Origin of the sequence: Streptomyces aculeolatus, assembly GCF_020400605.1 — a bacterium.
Lineage (GTDB): Bacteria > Actinomycetota > Actinomycetes > Streptomycetales > Streptomycetaceae > Streptomyces > Streptomyces aculeolatus.
Genome location: NZ_JAINRD010000001.1, coordinates 454515 through 473005 on the forward strand (window position 1 = coordinate 454515; position 18491 = coordinate 473005).

17 protein-coding genes are annotated in these 18491 nt (G+C 72.5%); 9 read left to right on the forward strand and 8 right to left on the reverse strand.

Annotated features, from left to right (window positions below; genetic code table 11):
* Positions 1–46 precede the first annotated feature (46 nt).
* A complete protein-coding gene (locus tag LG396_RS01905; RefSeq protein ID WP_225793307.1) occupies positions 47–535 on the forward strand; it encodes an SRPBCC family protein in 489 nt (162 codons plus the stop codon).
* Positions 532–876 (forward strand): ArsR/SmtB family transcription factor, encoded by a 345-nt coding sequence (locus LG396_RS01910; RefSeq protein ID WP_225793308.1) that lies wholly within the window; start codon positions 532–534, stop codon positions 874–876. The genes LG396_RS01905 and LG396_RS01910 overlap by 4 nt, the downstream gene beginning before the upstream one ends.
* A gap of 56 nt (positions 877–932) precedes the next feature.
* On the opposite strand, the gene LG396_RS01915 is transcribed toward LG396_RS01910, so the two are convergent.
* The 3 genes from LG396_RS01915 to LG396_RS01925 are packed head-to-tail and all read right to left on the reverse strand — an operon-like array spanning position 933 to position 4879.
* Positions 933–3017: an iron ABC transporter permease gene (locus LG396_RS01915; RefSeq protein WP_225793309.1), complete on the reverse strand. Its 2085-nt coding sequence runs from the start codon at positions 3015–3017 to the stop codon at positions 933–935.
* 3 nt (positions 3018–3020) lie between these two features.
* Positions 3021–4022: an iron-siderophore ABC transporter substrate-binding protein gene (locus LG396_RS01920; RefSeq protein WP_037753376.1), complete on the reverse strand. Its 1002-nt coding sequence runs from the start codon at positions 4020–4022 to the stop codon at positions 3021–3023.
* On the reverse strand, positions 4019–4879 hold the full coding sequence (locus LG396_RS01925; protein ID WP_018836564.1) for an ABC transporter ATP-binding protein: 861 nt from the start codon (positions 4877–4879) through the stop codon (positions 4019–4021). Before LG396_RS01925 ends, LG396_RS01920 begins: the two co-directional genes overlap by 4 nt.
* Positions 4880–5287: 408 nt before the next feature.
* On the opposite strand from LG396_RS01925, the gene lnt reads away from it, so the two are divergent.
* A complete protein-coding gene (lnt, locus tag LG396_RS01930; protein ID WP_225793310.1) occupies positions 5288–6967 on the forward strand; it encodes an apolipoprotein N-acyltransferase in 1680 nt (559 codons plus the stop codon).
* Here the strand turns inward: lnt and LG396_RS01935 are convergent.
* Positions 6948–7901 carry a hypothetical protein gene (locus LG396_RS01935; protein ID WP_225793311.1) on the reverse strand — a complete coding sequence of 318 codons (954 nt, stop codon included), beginning with the start codon at positions 7899–7901 and terminating at the stop codon, positions 6948–6950. The two genes, lnt and LG396_RS01935, sit on opposite strands and share 20 nt — an antisense overlap.
* A 247-nt stretch (positions 7902–8148) precedes the next feature.
* Between LG396_RS01935 and LG396_RS01940 the strand changes: the two genes are divergently transcribed.
* Complete coding sequence (locus LG396_RS01940; protein ID WP_037753383.1) at positions 8149–8601, forward strand: phospholipase; 453 nt, start codon at positions 8149–8151, stop codon at positions 8599–8601.
* Between the two features lie 90 nt (positions 8602–8691).
* On the opposite strand, the gene LG396_RS01945 is transcribed toward LG396_RS01940, so the two are convergent.
* Positions 8692–9147 (reverse strand): ATP-binding protein, encoded by a 456-nt coding sequence (locus LG396_RS01945; protein ID WP_225793312.1) that lies wholly within the window; start codon positions 9145–9147, stop codon positions 8692–8694.
* Positions 9148–9389: 242 nt separating this feature from the next.
* Here LG396_RS01945 and LG396_RS01950 point away from each other — a divergent pair, with 242 nt between their 5' ends.
* The 5 genes from LG396_RS01950 to LG396_RS01970 all read left to right on the forward strand — a co-directional run bounded on the left by LG396_RS01950 (position 9390) and on the right by LG396_RS01970 (position 13237).
* Positions 9390–10241 (forward strand): helix-turn-helix domain-containing protein, encoded by an 852-nt coding sequence (locus LG396_RS01950; protein ID WP_018836569.1) that lies wholly within the window; start codon positions 9390–9392, stop codon positions 10239–10241.
* A 9-nt stretch (positions 10242–10250) separates the two neighbouring features.
* Positions 10251–10442 (forward strand): hypothetical protein, encoded by a 192-nt coding sequence (locus tag LG396_RS01955; RefSeq protein ID WP_037753389.1) that lies wholly within the window; start codon positions 10251–10253, stop codon positions 10440–10442.
* Positions 10443–10654: 212 nt separating this feature from the next.
* Entirely contained in the window at positions 10655–11905 is a 1251-nt protein-coding gene (locus LG396_RS01960) for an MFS transporter (protein ID WP_225793313.1), read from the forward strand.
* Positions 11906–11948: 43 nt separating this feature from the next.
* Entirely contained in the window at positions 11949–12476 is a 528-nt protein-coding gene (locus LG396_RS01965; RefSeq protein ID WP_225793314.1) for a DUF6153 family protein, read from the forward strand.
* Positions 12477–12613: 137 nt separating this feature from the next.
* Positions 12614–13237 (forward strand): DUF305 domain-containing protein, encoded by a 624-nt coding sequence (locus LG396_RS01970; RefSeq protein ID WP_225793315.1) that lies wholly within the window; start codon positions 12614–12616, stop codon positions 13235–13237.
* A gap of 42 nt (positions 13238–13279) precedes the next feature.
* Here the strand turns inward: LG396_RS01970 and LG396_RS01975 are convergent, their stop codons facing one another.
* From LG396_RS01975 to LG396_RS01980, 3 genes are all read right to left on the reverse strand, one after another.
* Positions 13280–13864: a hypothetical protein gene (locus LG396_RS01975; RefSeq protein WP_225793316.1), complete on the reverse strand. Its 585-nt coding sequence runs from the start codon at positions 13862–13864 to the stop codon at positions 13280–13282.
* Positions 13861–13983, reverse strand: a complete 123-nt coding sequence (locus LG396_RS39080) for a hypothetical protein (RefSeq protein ID WP_263978555.1) — start codon at positions 13981–13983, stop codon at positions 13861–13863. Before LG396_RS39080 ends, LG396_RS01975 begins: the two co-directional genes overlap by 4 nt.
* Positions 13984–14163: 180 nt before the next feature.
* Positions 14164–18393, reverse strand: coding sequence for a wHTH domain-containing protein (locus LG396_RS01980; RefSeq protein WP_225793317.1), 4230 nt, complete (start codon positions 18391–18393; stop codon positions 14164–14166).
* Between the last annotated feature and the right edge of the window lie 98 nt (positions 18394–18491).

An 18491-nucleotide genomic window follows, 5' to 3' on the forward strand; every position in this document is an offset into this window, starting at 1 on the left:
TTAATGTGCAATGCTGTGGTTGCAGATAGACGCACGAGGAGGAACCGTGAACGACACCGCATACACCGACGCAGAGCTGGCGGAGCTGGACCGGGTCACCCGCCGTATCGACATCGACGCCCCCGCTGCCCGGGTCTGGGACCTGGTCGTACGCCCCGGCTGGTACATCAACGACGGGGTGGTCGACCCCGAGCCCGACCTGCGCCACGAAGACGATGTGGCCGTCGTCCGGCACGGGTCCGCCGAGTTCCGGTTCCGCACCGTGGAGCTGGACGAGCCCCGCTACGCCGCGTTCCGGTGGCTCACCGGCCGGAACCAGGAGGGAGCCAAGGGCTCGACCCTGGTGGAGTTCTGGATCGACGAGCGCCCCGGCGGCGTGACGCTGCGCGTCGTGGAGAGCGGCTTCTCCCGCCTCTTCGACGAGCAGTCGGCGTGGGTGAGGGAGCGCGAGATCAACGACAAGGGCTGGGTGGAGGAGCTGGCGGCCGCCAAGACGTTCGCCGAGCAGACCGCCGCCGCGGCGCCGCGGTCGTGACCGCGGACGCCGCCCCCGCCGTCGTGTGTGCCGCGCTCGGCGAACCGACGCGCTGGAAGATACTCACCCGCCTCGGCGAGGGCCCGATGTCGGCGTCCGCGCTGGCCAAGGTCATGCCGGTCAGCCGCCAGGCCATCGGCAAGCACCTCGACGTGCTGCGCGAGGTCGGGCTGGTGGAGTCCGAGCAGCGCGGCCGGGAGGTCGTGTACGTGGCCGTGGGCGCCCGCCTCAACGCGCTTGCCCGGGAGCTGGACCGGATCGGCCGGGTCTGGGAGACCCGCCTCCTGCGTATCAAGGAACTGGCCGAGAACCCCGACGCCGGCCCGCCCGCGGGGAGCTGACCCCGGCCGGCGCGGAGCAGGGCCCCTCCCCGGCCGCCGGGGAGGGGCCCCGTGCGCTACCGGCCCGCCCGGCTGCGTACCAGCAGGTACATGAAGTACGGCGTGCCGATGACCGCCGTCATCAGGCCCGCGCCGAGCTGCGCCGGTGCGATCACCGAGCGGCCGGTGACGTCCGCCGTGCACACCAGCACCGCGCCGAGCAGCACCGCCACCGGCAGCACCCGCGTGTGCTGCCGGCCCACCAGCGCCCGCGCCGCGTGCGGCGCCACCAGGCCGACGAACCCGATCGTGCCCGCCGCCGACACCGCCGTACCGGCCAGCACGACGCTGAGGATCAGCAGCCACAACCGGCTGCGGCCCAGGTCCAGGCCCAGCAGCCGCGGCGTGTCCTCGTCCAGCGAGACGAGGTCCAGCTCCCGGCGCCGCGCCGCCGCGATCGCCAGCCCCGCGACCAGGACGATCGCCAGCGGGACGACGTCCGACAGCGTCCGCCCGTACGTGGAGCCGGACAGCCAGGTCAGCGCCATCGTCGCGTTGAACGGGTCGGTCAGCACGATCAGCAGGCTGATCAGCGCCGTCGACGCGGTGGCGAAGCCCATGCCGACGAGCACCAGCCGGTTCTGCTGGAACCCGCCGCGCGCGGCGAGCCCGAAGACCCCGACCGAGGTGAGCGCCGCGCCGCCCAGCGCCGCCGCCGACAGGCCCCACGAGCTGGGCACGTCCACCGTCGTCACCAGCAGCACCGCGCCGAGCGCCGCGCCGTTGGAGACGCCGAGCACGCCCGGTTCGGCCAGCGGGTTGCGGGTCACGGCCTGCACGATCGTGCCGGACAGCGCGAGCGCGGCACCGGCCGCCAGCGCCGCGAGCACCCGCGGGACGCGGGTGTCGAGGACGACCTCGGTGGTCGGCCCTGCCCGGCCCTGGAGCCAGTTGAACACGTCGCCGAGGAGCAGCTTGGTGTCGCCGACGAGCAGCGCGACCAGCGTGGCGGCGACCAGCGCGGCGACCAGCGCCGCCGTGGTGACCACGAACGTCCGGTGGCTGCGGATGCGCAGCTTGTCGGTGTCGGCCGCGCCCGCGCTGTCGCGCAGCCGGGTGGCCATCACCACGAGGAACACCGCGCCGACGAGGCTGGTGACCACGCCCGTGGGCACGGAGACCGCCGTGTCGGCGGGCACCAGGGCCCGCAGCAGCACGTCCGCGCCGAGCACCAGTCCCATGCCCAGCAGGGCCGCCAGCGGAATGCCGGCCCGCGACTTCCCGTACGTACGGAACCGGCGGGCGAACCCCCGTACCAGCGCCGGCGCGCACAGGCCGACGAAGCCGATCGGCCCGGCGAGCGTCACCGACGCCGCGGACAGCAGCACCGCGAGCAGCACCGCCGTGACCCGGGTGGCGCGCACCGGCACGCCCAGCCCGCGGGCGGCGTCGTCGCCCAGCGCCAGGGCGTCGATGCGCCGCGCGAGCAGCAGCAGCCCGGCGAGCCCGGCGACGGCAAGCGGCAGCATCGTGAGGACGCCGTCCCAGCCGGTCTGGGAGATGCTGCCCTGCTGCCAGTCGTAGAGGCCCTCGGTCTCCTCGGGGAAGAGCAGCAGCATCCCCTCGGTGACCGCGAACAGCCCGAGCGTCAGCGCGGTGCCCGCGAGCACCAGCCGTACGGTGCCCGAGCCGAGGCCCGAGAGCCCCAGCACCACCGCCGCGGCGGCGAGCCCGCCGGCGAACGCGACGCCGGAGGACGCGAGCATCGGCAGCGAGACCCCGGTGGCGGCGGCCAGCCCCAGCGCGGCGTACGAACCGGCGTTGACGGCGAGCGTGTCCGGCGAGGCCAGCACGTTGCGGCTGACCGCCTGGAGCGCGGTGCCCGCGATCGCCAGCGCCGCGCCGACCACCAGGCCCGCGACCATCCGGGGCAGCCGGGAGGCGATGACCACGGAGGAGTCGGTCGCGTCGGCCTGCCCGGTGAGCGCCTTCCAGACCTCGGTGGCGCCGACGTCCGAGGTGCCCTGGGTGAGGTCGACGACCGCGAGGACCGCGACCACCAGCGCGAGTCCCGCGGCCACCGCGGCCGCGCCCGTCCGGGACCGCACGGTGGGCGGGGGGGCGGGCGCGGCCTCGGGGGCGGTCGTGGCGGTGACGGCCATCGACTACTTCGTCAGCGCGCCGACGAGGGCGTCGACGTACTGGTTCATGGACTCGACGCTGCCGAACATCCAGATGCCGTCGTCCAGCCGGTGGACGTCGCCCGCCTTGACGAACGGCAGCGACTTCCAGACGGAGTCGTCCTTCAGCTCGCCGGTGAAGGGCGTGCTGGCCTCGTCCTCCTCGTTGCCGATGTAGACGAACTGCGTGTCGTCGGGGAGCTTCGTGAGCCCCTCGACGTCGGTGGAGCCGAGGCCGTAGTCCTTGTCGCCCTCGACGTCCCAGGCGTTCTCCAGGCCCAGCCGCTCGTTGACGCCGCCCAGCAGCGAGCCGCTGGTGAAGGGGCGGATGGAGACCTGGTTGGAGACGACGTAGCCGTCGGCGAAGGCGACCTTCCCGCCGCCCAGGCCGGCGTCGTCGAGCGCCTTCTTGCCCTCGGCGAGCTTGGCGTCGAAGCCCTTCTTCAGCTCCTCCGCCCGGTCGGTGGTGCCCGTGGCCTTGGCGATGAGGTCGAGGTTCTCGGTCATCTGGCCGACGGGGTCGGAGGCGTCGGCGGAGCGCAGGGTGAGCACCGTGGTCTTGCTGCTCAACTGCTTGACGGCGGACGCGGGCAGGTCGTTGGTGGCGATGACGAGGTCGGGGTTGAGGGCGGCGATGGTGTCGATGCTCGGCTCGCCGCGGGTGCCGATGTCCTTGGGCTCGCCCTTGAGCGGGACCGCGGAGTCCCAGGTGTTGTAGCCCTTGACGTCGGCCACTCCGACGGGGTCGACGCCGAGGGATATGAGGTTCTCGACCACGTTCCACTCGGTGCCGACGACCTTGGTGGCGGGCCCGTTCTCCAGCGTCACCTTCTTGCCGGTGGAGTCGGTCAGGGTGATCGGCTGCGCGGCGCCCTTGCCGGCGCCGCCCTTGTCGTCGTCGTCCGCGGCGTCTTCTGTGGTGCCGCAGGCGGCCAGGGTGAGCGTCGCGGCGGTGGCGACCGCCGCGGTCAGCAGGAGGCGTGTCATGAGGAAGTGCTGAGCCTTTCGCTTCGCTTGTGGTGCCGGCCGATGGCGCGGGTGCGCAGCCGGCCGGTCAGGGGGTCGTCGTCGACGTCGATGCGGATCCCGTACGCCTTGCTGAGCAGTTCGGGCAGCAGGACGTCCTCGGGGCGGCCGTCGGCGACGATGCGGCCGTCGTCGAGCAGCACCATGCGGTCGGCCACGGCCGCCGCCTGGTCGAGGTCGTGCAGGACGGCGCCCACCGCGATGCGGTGGTCGTCGGCCAGGTCGCGTACCAGGTCGAGGAGTTCGACCTGGTAGCGCAGATCGAGGTGGTTGGTGGGCTCGTCGAGCAGCAGCACGCCGGTGTCCTGCGCGAGGCAGCCGGCCAGCCAGACGCGCTGCAACTGCCCGCCGGACAGGTGCTCGGCGCCGCGCTCGGCGAGTTCGGTGACGCCGGTCATCGCCAGCGCCCGGTCGACGGCCGTGCGCCCGCCGGGGTCGGAGGCGCCCCACCGGCCGCGGTACGGGTAGCGCCCGAACTCCACGACGTCGCGGACGGTCAGCCCGCTGGGCGTCGGCCGCCCCTGCGTGAGCAGCGCGACGTGCCGGGCGAAGTGCCGGGTGGACAGTGCGAACCCGTCGGTGTCCTCGTCGATGACGAGTTGCGCCCTGCGGGCCCGCTGCAGCCGCGCGAGCGTGCGCAGCAGCGTGGACTTCCCGCTGCCGTTGGGCCCGACGAGGACGGTCACCTCCCCGGGCCGCAGCCGCAGCGAGGCGTCGTGGACGACGTCGACGCCGTCGTACGCCACGGTGACGTCGGCGGCGGACAGGGCGTGCCCGCGGGCTCCCGCGGCGCTGAGCGTGCTCTCTCCGGCTCTCACGAGAGCTTAGGCTAACCTAACCTCACCCCGCCTCGGCAGCCGGTGCACGAGAGAACTGTGCGCGCCGCCGCCCCTGGCCTCCTCCCCACCGCCTGCCGGCCGGCCGCCCGCGCTCCCCCGCGGCCTGCCGACCCGCCGCCGGGACCGGCCCGCTGAGCGGCTTCCACCTCCTGGTCCCGGCCGCCGACCGGACCCTCCCGTCGCCCGCGCCCCACGGCGGCGGCACCGTCGTGCTGCACCCCTGCCGGACCTGCCGGCGGGGCCGTGAACGTACGGAGTCGAACATCACTGGCGCGCGACGGGGGTGGCGGGGCGAGAATACGGGTGGGCGGCGTGCGGATGCCGGACCCACACGCGGGCGCGCAGGCACCCCGCGGCGCCCGAAGACGAGCACACCCTGGAGGGTCAGTGACCGCCGCACCACCGCGTACGACAGCCGCCCCCGCCCGCGGCGGGGAGGGGCCGCCGGCCGCCGCGCCGTGGGCCGCCGCCGTGCGGTCGCGGGCGCCCTGGCTGGAGTCCGCGAGCCGCCGGGCGTGGTTCCGCCCGGCGCTGGCCGCGGTGGCCGGCGTGCTGCTCGCGCTGGCCTTCCCGCCGTACGGGCTGTGGCCGCTGGCCGCCGTCGCGCCGGCGGCGCTCTTCGTGCTGCTGCGCGGCGCCCGCCGCAAGCGGGACGCGTTCTGGCTGGGCACGGCCTTCGGCGTCGCGTTCTTCGTCCCCCTGCTGTGGTGGCTGTCCAATCTCGGCATCCTGCCGTGGCTGCTGCTCAGCGTCATCCAGGCGCTGATGCTCGGCGGCCTGTGCCTGGCGGTGCCGCCGCTGGTGCGGCTGCCGGCGTGGTGGCTGTGGGCGGCGGCCTGGTGGGTGGCGGTCGAGGCGCTGCGCTCGCGGGTGCCGCTGGGCGGCTTCCCCTGGGGCCGGCTGGCCTTCAGCCAGGCGGACGCCCCGACGCTCGGCTGGGCGTCGGTCGGCGGCGCCCCGCTGGTCAGCGCCGTCGTCGCGGTCGCCGCCGGTGCGCTCGCGGCGCTGGCCACCGCGCGGGCCGCGCGGCGGACGGTGCCGGCGGTCGCGCTGGCCGCGGCGGTCGCGCTGGGGGCCTGCGGGACGCTGCTGCTGCCGAGCGCGGGGGAGGCGGACGACGAGCGGGCGACCGTGGCGGTGGTGCAGGGCAACGTGCCGCGGGCCCGCAGCCTGGAGGAGCAGGCCCGGGTCGAGATGGTCGCCGAGAACCACATCGCCGCCACCGAGGAGCTGGTCGAGGACATCGACGCCGGCCGGGTGGAGCGGCCCGACCTGGTGCTGTGGCCGGAGAACGCCACCGACCGCGACCCGCGCAACGATCCGTACCTCAGCGCCGAGATCTCCCGCGTCGTGGACGACCTCGGCGCCCCCGTCGTCGTCGGCGCCATCCTCGACGCCCCCGGCGACCGCATCCGCAACGCGGGCCTCCTCTGGCTGCCCGGCAGCGGCCCCGGCGACTACTACGCGAAGCGGCAGCTCGTGCCCTTCGGCGAGTACATCCCGATGCGCTCCCTGCTCGGCGGCTTCGGCGACCTCCAGCTCATCCCGCGCGACTTCGAGGCCGGCGACGAGGCGGTGCGCCTGGACGCCGGGGACGTGCACCTGGCGGAGTCGATCTGCTACGAGGTCGCGTACGACGGCCAGGTCCGCGACCAGGTGCGTACCGGGGCCAACCTGCTGGCCGTACCGACGAACAACGCCACGTACATGCGCGACAACAACCTCGGCGAGCCCGAGCAGCAGCTCGCGATGTCCCGGCTGCGGGCGGTCGAGCACAACCGCTCGACGCTGGTCGCCTCCACGACGGGCATCAGCGCGATCGTCACGCCGGACGGCGAGACGGTCGACGAGACGGGCCCGTGGCGCCGCGAGGTGCTGACGGCGGAGGTGCCGCTGCGCACGGACGAGACGCTGGCCACGCGGGTGGGCTCGGCACCGGAGTGGGCGATCACGGCCCTCGCGGCGGGCGCCCTGGGCGCGGCGCTGTACCTCCGCCGCCGGGACGCGGGCGCCGCCGGGGCCGAAGGGGACGCCGGGACCGAAGGGGTCAGTGGAAGCGGGTCGTGACGATGCGGGCCTTGTAGATCTGCGCGCCGGGGCGGGTCTTGGACTGGCCGCCCGAGAAGTAGACGGTCGGCCCGCCCCACGGCGGGTCCGCGGGCGTCGGGTCGAGGGTCCACATCGCCTCGCCGTCGGTGTAGCGGACGTAGGACTTGACGTAGTTCTCCTCGGAGATGACCGTCACCTTCCGCGTGGCCTTGTCCAGCGAGTACACCCGGCCGCTGTCGGTGACCCACAGCTTGCCGGGGTCGGTGTAGTCGGGCTGGATGTCGTGGCCGTTGCCGGCGAAGGAGATGTCGGTGCCTGACTTCACCAGCCTGGCCGTCGAGTTGGCGCCCGTCACCCGGTAGGTGCGGATGACCTTGCCGCCGGTGACCCAGAGCAGGTCGTTCACGTCGTCCCAGAGCACGGCGTGCGGCTTGGGCATGTCGGTGATGGTCTGCACCTCGCGGAGCGTGGAGTGGTCGCTGTTGGCGCCGCCGTAGACGTGGATGCGGTCGCGGGTGCCGGCGACGACGACGGCGGCGAGGTTCGGGATGCGCTCGATGCAGTGCGGGTAACTGGCCACGGACGTCTCCCAGATGAGGTCGCCGCGGTCGAGCCGGTTGCCGTTGCCGGTGACCGCCACGATGCCGGCGCGGCCGTTGCCGGGCTGGCCGGCGGTCATCAGCGCGATGGTGCCGTAGCGGGTGGTCGCGCGGAAGCGGATCTCGAAGGGATCGTCCCAGCCGTTCGTGGTGCCCGGGGTGAAGCTCCAGTCCGACGTCCCCGACCAGTCGCCGTTGCGGTCGAAGACCTGGAAGCTGTTGGTGGCCTGGTCGGTCAGCGCGATGGGGTAGTCGGCCGCCGCGGCGCGCGCCGTCGACGCGCCGAGGGTCACGGCGGCGGGCGCGGCGACCGCGCCCGCGAGGGCTCCGCCGATCAGACTGCGTCGCTTCATCGTCCGTCCGTCCGTTCGTCGGTGGGGTCTTGACCGTTATCCCTTGTAATGCACGGCGGTTGCGGGGCGGTTGCGCGGGCCGGAGGACGTACACCGACTTCATGATTCTGTCAGGAGCATGACTTCCCACGGCCATTCTACGCGCATAGTCTGAGCGCCGGCACGGCCGACTGCCGGCACTCCGGCGGCAGTTGGCGCACCCCCAGGCCGTGCGCCGCGACCCGGCGCACCTACCCGAGGAGTCCCCATGCGCCCCACCGCAACGAAGGGCCTTGTCGCCGCCGGCGCCACCGCGGCGGCCCTCCTGGCAACGATCGCCCCCGCCGAGGCCGCCCCCGCCGACAAGCCCCAGGTGCTCGCGAGCTTCACGCAGACCAGCGCGACGAGCTACAACGCCTGGGCGGCCGCCGAGGCCAACCGCGGCGCCTGGTCCGCGTACGCGTTCAACTGGTCGACCGACTACTGCAGCAGCTCCCCGGACAACCCCTTCGGCTTCCCGTTCCAGAAGTCCTGCCAGCGCCACGACTTCGGCTACCGCAACTACAAGGAGATGGGCACCTTCGACGCCAACAAGTCCCGTCTCGACAGCGCCTTCTACGAGGACCTCAAGCGCGTGTGCAACCGCTACTCGGGCGCCACCAAGACCTCCTGCAACAGCACCGCCTGGGTCTACTACCAGGCCGTCCGCGCCCTCGGCTGACCCTCTCCCCGACCCCTCAGGCCCCGGCGGTGCCCCCATGCCGCCGGGGCCGGGCCGTGCCCGGGGCCGACGGCCCCGGGCCGGGCGTGGTCACCGTGCGGGGAGCGGCACCCCGGCGACGACGGCTTTGCCGCGTCCCCGGCGGGGGACGACGCCCCAGGCGGCGGCGAGAGCGTCGACGAGGAGGAGGCCACGGCCGCCGCAGGCCGCGCTGTCGGGTGCGGTCGTGAGGGCGGGGCGGCCGGGACCGGGGTCGGAGACGGCGAGCCAGTAGTGGCCGTCGGCGGGCCAGAGGAGGAGTTCGACGCGATGGTCGCCGGTGGGGTGGGTGCCGTGGCGTACGGCGTTGGTGACGAGTTCGGAGGCGAGGAGCTGGAGTTCGTCGCCGAGGCGGGGGTGGTGGGCGCGGGGCAGGGCGTCGAGGACGGCGTGTCGGGCCCGTTGGACCCAGAGGGGGTGGGCGGGGAAGGTCCAGCGGACGGGGAGGGGCGGAATGGGCGGAGTGGGCGGAGTGGGCGGAGTGGGGCTGGGGCGGTGTGGGGGCATGGCGGACTCCTGGGCCGGGATCGGTCGTTGACGTGCCGGTGGCATGCCTCCCTGGGCGCGAGCACGCCCGCCCCAGGGAGAGCGGGCATGCTCGCGCGGTGCGCTTCCGGCGTTGCTGTGAGTACCTTGCGCATCACCCACCGTAGGGCATTGGTGTCACATGTGCCACCAGCTGCGGGGGGCGGCTTGGTCGATGCCCGGTACGCGAGGCAGACTGGCTCGCGCACACGGAGAGGAATCAGATGCCGCCAAGGAGTAATCCCACCGCGCGTCAGAAACGCCTGGGTGCCGAGCTGCGCAAGCTGCGCGAAGCGGCCGGGCTGTCCACCGAGCAAGCCGCCGCCGTGCTCGCGACCAACCGCACCGTCATCACCAGCACCGAGGCCGGACGACACGGCATCAGCCCGGAGCGCGTACGCCGGCTGGCATACAACTACGAGTGCGCGGACCAGGAGTTGGTCGACGCCTTGGTGCGCATGGCTGCGGATCGCACCAAGGGTTGGTGGGAGGACTTCCGTGGCGTCCTGCCCCCGACGTTCCTGGACATCGCCGAACTGGAGTGGTTCGCCACGGCGCTGCGCATGGCCACGATGACGCACATCCCGGGCCCGTTCCAGACGGAGGCGTTCGCCCGCGCCCTCTTCGACGCGTCCATTCCGCAACTGCCTCCGGAGGAGTTCGAGGCCCGCGTCGCCCACCGTGTCCGCAGGCATGAAGCCGTCACCCGCCCGGACGGTCCGGCCTATACCACTCTCGTCCACGAAGCCGCGCTGCGGACCGAAGTGGGTGGCCGCAAGGTTCTGCGTGAGCAGCTCCAGCACGTGCTGGCGATGGCCGAGCACGACAACATCACCGTTCAGGCCATACCGTTCTCAGCGGGCGCAATCCCGGGCTCGGGCCAGGCCATCCTGTACGCCGAAGGTGACGTGCGGAGCCTCGATACGGCGCAGTTGGACCGCACCAACGCGGCCGAGTTCCTCCACTTGGAGGGGCAACTCCGCAAGTTCCGGCTCCATCTGGACCGGATGCAGCACATGGCGCTGTCGCCCACCGAGACCAGCGACTTGATTCACGCCCTCGCTCACCAGCTTTAGGGAGCCGTTATGCCGGACATCACGTGGGAACCGCCCTTCTGCCAGGACTCGGGGAACTGTTTCCGCATAGGCACGGACGCGGAAGGCAACGCGCACATCGCCGTGGCAGGCAGCGAGGAGCGTCACATCACCGACTCCATGGAAGCCCTCCGCACGCTCATCCGTGACATCAAGGCCGGCAAGGCGGACCATCTGCTGTAACGGCTGAAGGAAACCGGTAGAAACTCGGCTCAACGCCCCTGAGAAGCAGGGCAAAACGACCTCACGGACCGACTTTCGCCCATTCATGCGCACCGAGGCGCTCCCCGGCACGGCTGAAGCTGCCGCCGTGGATATTCCGTTGACCCCCGGCCCGCCCCGGCGCAAGAGTGGGGACCCGGTCGGGGTCGGCGGCGTGCCTGGGGCGGTGTGCGGTGGCTGGTTCGGAGATGGCCGGTGAGCTGCGGGCCGGGGAGGCGGTTCCCCCTGCCCCGCTGTGGACGACGGATTTCCGGTTCTTCTTCACCGCCCGCACCACCTCCCTCCTCGGCGACGCCATGCTCCCCGTCGCCATCACCGCCGCCGTGCTCGGTGCCGGGTACGGCGCGAGCGGCGTGGGGTACGCACTGGCCGCGCTCGTCGGCCCGTTCGCGGCGCTGATCATCTTCGGCGGCGTGCTGTCCGACCGCTTCGGCGCCCGCCGGCTCATGGTCGTCTCGGACGCCTCCCGCCTGGTCTCCCAGATGGCGCTGGCGCTGCTGTTCCTGATGGGTACGCCCCGGCTGTGGCAGATCCTCGTGCTGCTGGCCCTCGTCGGTGCGGGCAGCGCCCTGTTCCAGCCCGGCGTCGCCAGCATCACGCCGCGCGTCGCGAAGGACGTGCAGAAGGCCAACGCCACCCTGCGCATCGCCGAGTCCGTCACCCTCGTGCTCGGCCCGTCGTTCGCCGGGCTGCTGCTGGCCGTCTCCTCACCCGCCGTCGTCGTCGCCCTCGACGCCGTGACGTACGCGGTCAGCGGCGCCTGCCTCCTCGCACTCCGCACCGTCCCCATGGGCCCCGGCGCGGCACGCGACGGCGCGCCGTCGTTCCGGGCCGACCTGGTCGAGGGCTGGCGGGAGTTCACGGCCCGCACCTGGCTGTGGAGCGTCATCGTCGTCTTCATGCTCTGGCAGCTCGCGGGCGCGGGACCCACCACGACCCTCGGCAACAGCACGCTCGTCACCGACTACGGCGCCTCGACGTTCGGCCTGGTCATGTCGTCGCTCGGGGCGGGCAGTGTGGTGGGCGGGCTCGTCGCGATCAGACTGCGCCCGCGGCACCCGCTGCGCGCCGGCGCGTTGTCGATGACGGTGTGGGCGCTGATGCCGCTGGGCGTCGCCCTCGGGCTCTCCACGCCGCTCGTCGCCCTTTGCTACGGGGTGAGCGGTATCGGCGCCGCCTTCTGGATTGTCATGTTCCATACCAGCGTGCAGACGCACGTGCCGCAGGACGTCCTCGGCCGGGTGCACGCGTACGACGCGGCGGGCTCGCTGGTGATGAAGCCGGTCGGCCAGGCGGCGGCCGGGCCGATGGCCGGGGTGGTGGGCACGGTGCCGCTGCTGTTCGTGTCGGCGACGATGGCCGTTCTCACGTGCCTGCTGCTGCTGGCGATACCGGCGGTGCGGGGCCTCAAGCGCGTGGCGTGAGGGGTGGTGGGGGGATGTCGGTGGGGGTGCGTACGCTGGCGGCATGACCGGGAGCGTCGGCATCCGACCGAGCGACCGCCCCTCGGGGCGGCTGTTCGTGCTGCTGGTGCTCGCGGTGCTGGCGGGCGTGCTGGGCATGCACGCGCTGGGGCCGGGCGGCACGTCCGCCGCGAAGCCGCGGCCGGCGATGCAGATGGACCACGGCGGTGCGGCGCAGGCACAGGCGGAGCCCGGGTTTCGAGCACCGGCGACGCCGCAGCCGCCCGGGACGGACCACGCGCCCCCGGCACAGGCGCCGGTGACCGGGCACACACCCGCCGAGCCCACCCCCGTCGCCAAGCCCGCCGGGGACGCCTGCTCCCACACCGAGGGCGGCTCCGGGCACCTCGCCCACGCCGACCGCACGTGCGCCGCCGCCGGCACGGCCTCCGCCTACGCGCCGCCCGCCCCCGCCGCCGACGCGCTGCCCGGCGTCCCGGACGCCGCCCGCGTACCGAAGGCCCGGCCCGCGGCGACGGCGCCGGACCGGGCGCCGCCCGACCTCGCCGAGCTGCAACTCCTGCGGATATAGGCGCGGCCCGCCCGGCACCCCCGTACGACCTCGTACGCCCACGCCCTGTTCGGGGCCGGGTGCCGCGCTGCCGCATGCCTTCACATCCGTACGTTCCGCGCGCCGGCACCCGGCGTGCGCGAAGGAGTTGCACAGTCATGATCCGTACACGTTCCCTGTTCCGCCGCGGCGCCGCGGCGGCGGCCGCCGGCGCGGTGGCCCTCCTCCTCGCCGCCTGCGGCGGCAGCGACGACGGCTCGGGAGACCACGGCAAGGACGGCGCCCCGGCGTCGGGCCCCGCCGCCTCCCGGGAGGACCACAACACCGCCGACGTCACCTTCGCGAAGGGCATGATCCCCCACCACCGCCAGGCCGTGGAGATGGCGGACCTCGCGCCCGGCCGGGCCGCGTCCGCCGAGGTGAAGAAGCTCGCCGCGGACATCAAGAAGGCCCAGGACCCGGAGATCGAGACGCTCTCCGGCTGGCTCGACTCCTGGGGCGAGGAGGTGCCGGCCGAAGGGGAGATGGACCACTCCATGCACGGCTCCGCCGGCGGCATGATGTCCGCGGAGGACATGGAGAAGCTCCGGGAGGCGAAGGGCGCCGCGTTCGACACCGCCTTCATGGAGATGATGATCGAGCACCACGAGGGCGCCGTCGCCATGGCCGAGACGGAGCAGGCCGAGGGCTCGTACGCGCCTGCGAAGAAGATGGCCGGGGAGATCATCAGCGCCCAGGAAGCCGAGATCGACGCGATGAAGTCGCTGCTCGACAAGGGCTGACGCGGTCCGTGCGCAGGGCGGGCGGCGGCCCCGCCGCCCGCCCTACGCGTACTGCAGCACCCGCCGTCGTACGGACACGACGGCCACCAGCGAGGCGCTCAGCGTGAGGACGTACGCCGCGAACGCCCAGGCCGCCGGGGATGACGAGGAGATCGTCAGCAGCGTCACCGCGGCGCCGGTGCCGACGAGGACGTAGAAGAGGAGGTTCTCCGAGGCGGGGTCGCGCCACGCCTTCACGACGGTCGGCAGCGCCGCCGCTGCGTCGGCCGCCACCGAGAACACCACGGCGAGCGCCGCCTCGCCGAGCCCCAGCCACGCCCCGAGCGCGGCGCCGGCGACGACCGCGCAGGCGAGGTCGAAGACGCCGAGCCGCGCCAGGTTCCGCCGGGTGCACACCGCGGTCACCACGACCACGAGCGGCCCGGCCCCGGCCACCAGCGTCTGCACCGCGGGCAGCCCCACACCGGAGTCGAGTTGCGCGGAGAACGCGATCAGCGGCACCGCGGCCCACAGTGACCAGGTCACGAGGTTCGGCCGCACGGTGCCGCGCACCACGGCGACGGCGTACCGGACACTGCCGGCCATGCCGAGCACAGCACTGACGAACACCCACCGCGGATCGATCACCCCGACCCCCTCTCCTTGTGCCGGTGGGCGAACGCGGCGGCGGCGAAGCGGATGCCCGCGGCGGCCAGGTTCAGCACACCGCCGACCACAGGTGCGAACAGTGCGAGTTGCTCCAGCATTTCTGACTCCCGTCTCGGTGCGGATCGGACGAGAGAATGGTGTGAGCGCGGTGGGGTCTGGTGAGGCCGCCGGGTGTGACAGCACACCGGGCAACGCCGGCGGCACACCTCTCACTTGGACGTGTGAGGGCGAAGTACGGTACGCGGAGCGCACATTCGGCGCACAGGTTAAAGATCAAGCTAGGGCCGGGGCAGCCTGGCCAGGGCGTCCGCGACGACTTGGTCGACGTCGGGGACGGTAGCGCCCAGCCACCGCAACCGCGCCGCGGCCTCCCTGACGGTGAAACGGGTCTCCCGTGCCGAATCCAGCAGGTGGAGGAGGGGCACGGCTACGTCCAGGGCGAGCCGGCTCACTTCGGTTTTCTCCCCGAGGTGGTAGAGAAGCCGGATGTCGTCGTGATCCGGATGTTCCGGGAGATCGGTCGGCACTCGCAGGCCACAGCCGGCGAGGCGCTCGGCCGCCGCGCGCGGGGCGACTCCGAACTCCACGAGGGCGAAGGCGAAATGTGCTCGCGGGATGGTGGCGGACTCGTCCAGCCACGGGCCCATATCGTCGAAATCCCTGGACATCATTCGGCGCGTGAGGTTGTCGATCCCGGGCGGGAGCTCACCCGGCGGCACCTCTATCCCGTACTCCGCCAGTCGCTCCGCGGCTCTGCTGGGCTCCACCTCGGCACGGCTGCTCATCACGAGGAGTTGTGGGAGATGAACCCGCTCGCCGCCTGCTTCCCCCGACGCAGCCTGAGGGTGAAAATAGCTGAGAAGGTTCAGGTCGTCCGCTTCCGGCCGGTCCGGCAGGCGTTCAGGGACCACGACGCCGTATGCGGCAAGGCGCTCCGCAACCTCGGGCAAGGGCATGTCCAGTTCGGTTGCAGCGCGGACAAGGTGCCTGTATGCGACGGGGAGGCGGTGATCCGCTTGCTCGTTGTAAGTGGGCTTCCAGTCGAACAGCACCAGGTCGTCCGCGCGCGGCGCATCGGGGAGCGAGAGCCTTTCGGTGCGGAGGCCGAAGTCTGCGAGCCTGTCGCATACCTGGGGAATGGGCAGACCGGTTTGTCCAGCAACCCGTACGACATGGGACGCCGGAATAGAGTCGCTTCCCAGCCATTCGTACCATTCGTAGTGATCCCCGCCTGCCGTGTCGATCACCGACCAGCTCAGGAGTGGCAAGTCCGCTGCCGAGAAGGACTCCGTGCGCGGACGGGAGGTGAGCCGGAAGCCGTAGCCTTCCAGCCGCCCTTGCCCTTCGGACAGTCCGATCCCGTATTCGAGCGCGACGGCAAGGAGATGCCCGACCGGCACGGGGTCGGTGAGATCCAGCCATCCAGGCAGGCCGTTCCGTCCCCGGCTGAGCAGGGCGAGGTCGATGCGGTCGACCTGTGCGGCCGCTGAGAAGTGTTCGGGAACTATCTCGTGGCAGCCCAGGTCGACGGCGCGGCGGGCGACCTCACGCGGCGACCCACCGGTATGCATGGCGGTCCAGAGGATGTGCCCGGGGCGGTTCCGCAGTTCCGTGTCATCCCATAGCCATGAACTCACATGCAGCCGGTCACCGGCGTCGAACCCGTCGCGTACAGCCCCCAGCAAGAGTGTGTCGGTGGGAAGCGCGGGACGCACAGGACCGGTGGTTTCCACTCCCAGCGCATCGAGATCGGTTCGGACGCCGTGTGCGATCAGACGCCACACGAGTACCTGGTCGGGTGGCTTGTCACCGAAATCCCAGTTCCACAGATTGTTCGGCACGTCATCGGAGGCGGGCCCGTGTGCATGCTCGTCGCCCTCCAGGACCAGATGCGAATCCTGGAGAAAGCACCCGACCTCCCGAACCTCGATTTCCCCCGTCCTCGTTCTGAACGACGCACCCGCCTCGATGGCCGCCTCCGTCACCAGGTCGCCCAGCCGGGGGCTCGCCTCCGTCACGGCGCTCACCCACCGGACGTCCAGCAACTCCTGGCCGTCCGTCATCAGCGCCCCGGTCGCCGCACTCAGCAGCTCCTCCACGTTCGCCGAGACGTCCGACAGCACCTGTCTGCGGTCCACCGACAGCCTGTCCGGCGTGTTGCGTCGGGTGAGGTTGACCACCGCCCCGCGCAGTATGCCGTCGCGGAAGCCCGCGAAGACCCCGTTGCGGACGGACGGCCTGACGTACAGGCCGTCCACCAGGAGGCCGCCGCCGTGTTCGCACCAGACGACCTGGCCGTCGCCCTGCTCGTCCTGCCAGGGCACGAGGGTCCCGTGAGCGTCGAGGCCGTCGGGTTGCCACGCCGGGCGTACCCGGGGGTTCAGCACGCCCGGGTCCCAGCGCTCGCGCTGGGTGCCGTGCTCGGCGACCGTCTCGAACTCGGCGACGCCCAGCAGCTGCCGGAGTTCCTCCACGCACGAGGGCGCCTGCTCGGCATCCCGCAGGTAAAGCTTGACCGACGTGCCCGGGGAACGGCCCTCCGGGAGGTGCTCGATGCGGAACAGGTGGCCAGGCCCGAAGATGGAGACCTTCATGGCCGGATGGGGGCGGTTGCCGCGTTCCAGGGGGCGGGTGACCACTTCGATCTCGTCGGCGATCATGAAGTAGCTCAGCACGCCGATGCCGAAACGGCTGTTGGGGTAGAAGGGGACCTGTGTTGCGGCGCCCTTCCACTCCGCCGATTCCACCAGGAACTCGGTCAGGTCGGTGAAGCGCACTCCTGCCTGCGCGAACACCTCGGTGAGCACGGCCTCGGTCATGCCGATGCCGTTGTCGCGGCATTCGAGGTAGGCGCGGCCGTCGTGGTCCAAGCCCTGGACGAAGTGGATGCGACCGTTCCAGTCGTCGGGCCAGTCGCCGCGCTGCCGCCGGTACGCGAGCCGGGCGCGGCGCCAGCGGCAGGCGTCGAGCGCGTTCTGATACAGCTCGCGGACGGCCAGGCCGCGGTCCTTGTAGAGCTGTTCGCCCATGAGGAGGCCCTGTACCCGCCGTTCGTCCAGGCGGAATCGGCTGACGTGCTGGAAGAGCGGTCGCCCGTCCTCGTCGATGTCCGGCCTGACGTCGTCGGCCGAGGCCCGTGACGGCAGCCGGGTGAGCATCTCCATGGCGGGCCGGTCGGCGCACACGCGCCGGACCGCGTGCAGCAGCGTGTCGACCTGGCGGGCGTACTGCCGCAACCCCTCCAGTTCGGCGGGGTGGTGGCAGTCGGTCCGCAGCACCAGGCAGTCCGATTGCAGCACCCATTTCGCGCGGCTCGTCACGGTGTCGCGGAGCCGGTCCAGCTCCACCGCGCTGGGGATGCCGAGGTGGCGTACGACGATGTCGGGCAGCCGGATGACGTCGATGGCGACCGCGTAGGCGACGGCCAGGAGGTGGCTGAGCAGCAGCTCCCGTACCCGCTGCTGGTCCGGCTCGCCGGCGAAGAGGACGTTCACGGGCTGCGGGGTGTGCTGCCGGTCGGTGTCGGCGAGTTCGGCGGGGTCGAGGCGCAGCCCGGCGAGGAAGCGTTGGACGGTCTTGGCCTCCAGGACCTCGTCCCGCATCCGCGGGTCGGTGACGTCCGCGTCCTGAAGCAGCCGCCGGATGGCGCCGAGGCGGTACGCGTCGGGGAAGCGGGCGGCCCAGCGGCGGAACAGCCACCAGCCGATCTCGGGCCCGGCGGAGTCGCGGTCGGGCAGCGCGGGGGCCTGGGCGCGTTCGACGAGTTCCTGATGTCCGTTGCAGAATGCCTCGAAGTCGCGCCGTGGTGCCTCCGCGTGGTCCGCGACGCCCAGCTCCAGGGGACGGATCTCGTGCAGGGCGGCCAGCGTCCGCGCCATGTGGGTGTGGTGCAGCAGCGGAACCAGCGCCAGCAGCGCCGCTTCGGCGGGCGAGAGATCCGGGGTGTCCTCCCACGTCGTACGCACCAGCCAGTCCGCCCGCCTGGCGAACCGGTCGGCGAGGTCGGTGTCGAGCCAGGGATCGCCCGCGAGGGTGCGCTCGGCCTCGGCACTCAGCGCGGCCAGGCGTTCGGCGACGGAGACGGACTGCTCGCGGAGGTCCGCGGTGTCCAAGTCCCCGTCGACCAGGTTCCAGGCGGCGTGTTCTGCTACGCACCGCGCCCAGGGGTGCTGCGTCCCGGATTGCGGTCGGCTCCTCTTCTCCCCCCGCTCCACGGCTCGTTCCTCGGCGCGGGCCCGGTCGAGGAGGCGGCGGCCGTTCGCCGCCTCGTCGGTGCCGCCGCCCAGGGCCCGTACGAGCGCCGTCACCTGCCGGTCGTCGACGGGCAGGCGCATGCCGCGCAGCATGTCGTTGACGTAGGACGGGGATTCGAGGTTCATGGCCGCGGTGATGTCGCGGCGGCTCTTCAGCCCGTTGCCGGCGTGGACCCGGTCGAGGAATTCCAGCAGCTTGCGGTGTGCTCCGGACTCCGGCCATTTGCCGCGGTCGATCGGTTCCCCTCTGCCCACGCGACGTGTCTACACCATCCTGGCATTACGGAACCACCGAACCAGTCGGTTGTGCTGCGGCCGTGACGCCACCGCTGGTGCTGTGCCACAGCGCTGCC

Coding starts and splice junctions, on each gene's coding strand:
- LG396_RS01915 (WP_225793309.1), bottom strand. CDS start 3,017: ATGGCCGTCACCGCCACGACCGCCCCCGAGGCCGCGCCCGCCCCCCCG.
- LG396_RS01920 (WP_037753376.1), bottom strand. CDS start 4,022: ATGACACGCCTCCTGCTGACCGCGGCGGTCGCCACCGCCGCGACGCTC.
- LG396_RS01935 (WP_225793311.1), bottom strand. CDS start 7,901: ATGAAGCGACGCAGTCTGATCGGCGGAGCCCTCGCGGGCGCGGTCGCC.
- LG396_RS01940 (WP_037753383.1), top strand. CDS start 8,149: ATGCGCCCCACCGCAACGAAGGGCCTTGTCGCCGCCGGCGCCACCGCG.
- LG396_RS01945 (WP_225793312.1), bottom strand. CDS start 9,147: ATGCCCCCACACCGCCCCAGCCCCACTCCGCCCACTCCGCCCACTCCG.
- LG396_RS01950 (WP_018836569.1), top strand. CDS start 9,390: ATGCCGCCAAGGAGTAATCCCACCGCGCGTCAGAAACGCCTGGGTGCC.
- LG396_RS01955 (WP_037753389.1), top strand. CDS start 10,251: ATGCCGGACATCACGTGGGAACCGCCCTTCTGCCAGGACTCGGGGAAC.
- LG396_RS01965 (WP_225793314.1), top strand. CDS start 11,949: ATGACCGGGAGCGTCGGCATCCGACCGAGCGACCGCCCCTCGGGGCGG.
- LG396_RS01970 (WP_225793315.1), top strand. CDS start 12,614: ATGATCCGTACACGTTCCCTGTTCCGCCGCGGCGCCGCGGCGGCGGCC.
- LG396_RS39080 (WP_263978555.1), bottom strand. CDS start 13,983: ATGCTGGAGCAACTCGCACTGTTCGCACCTGTGGTCGGCGGTGTGCTG.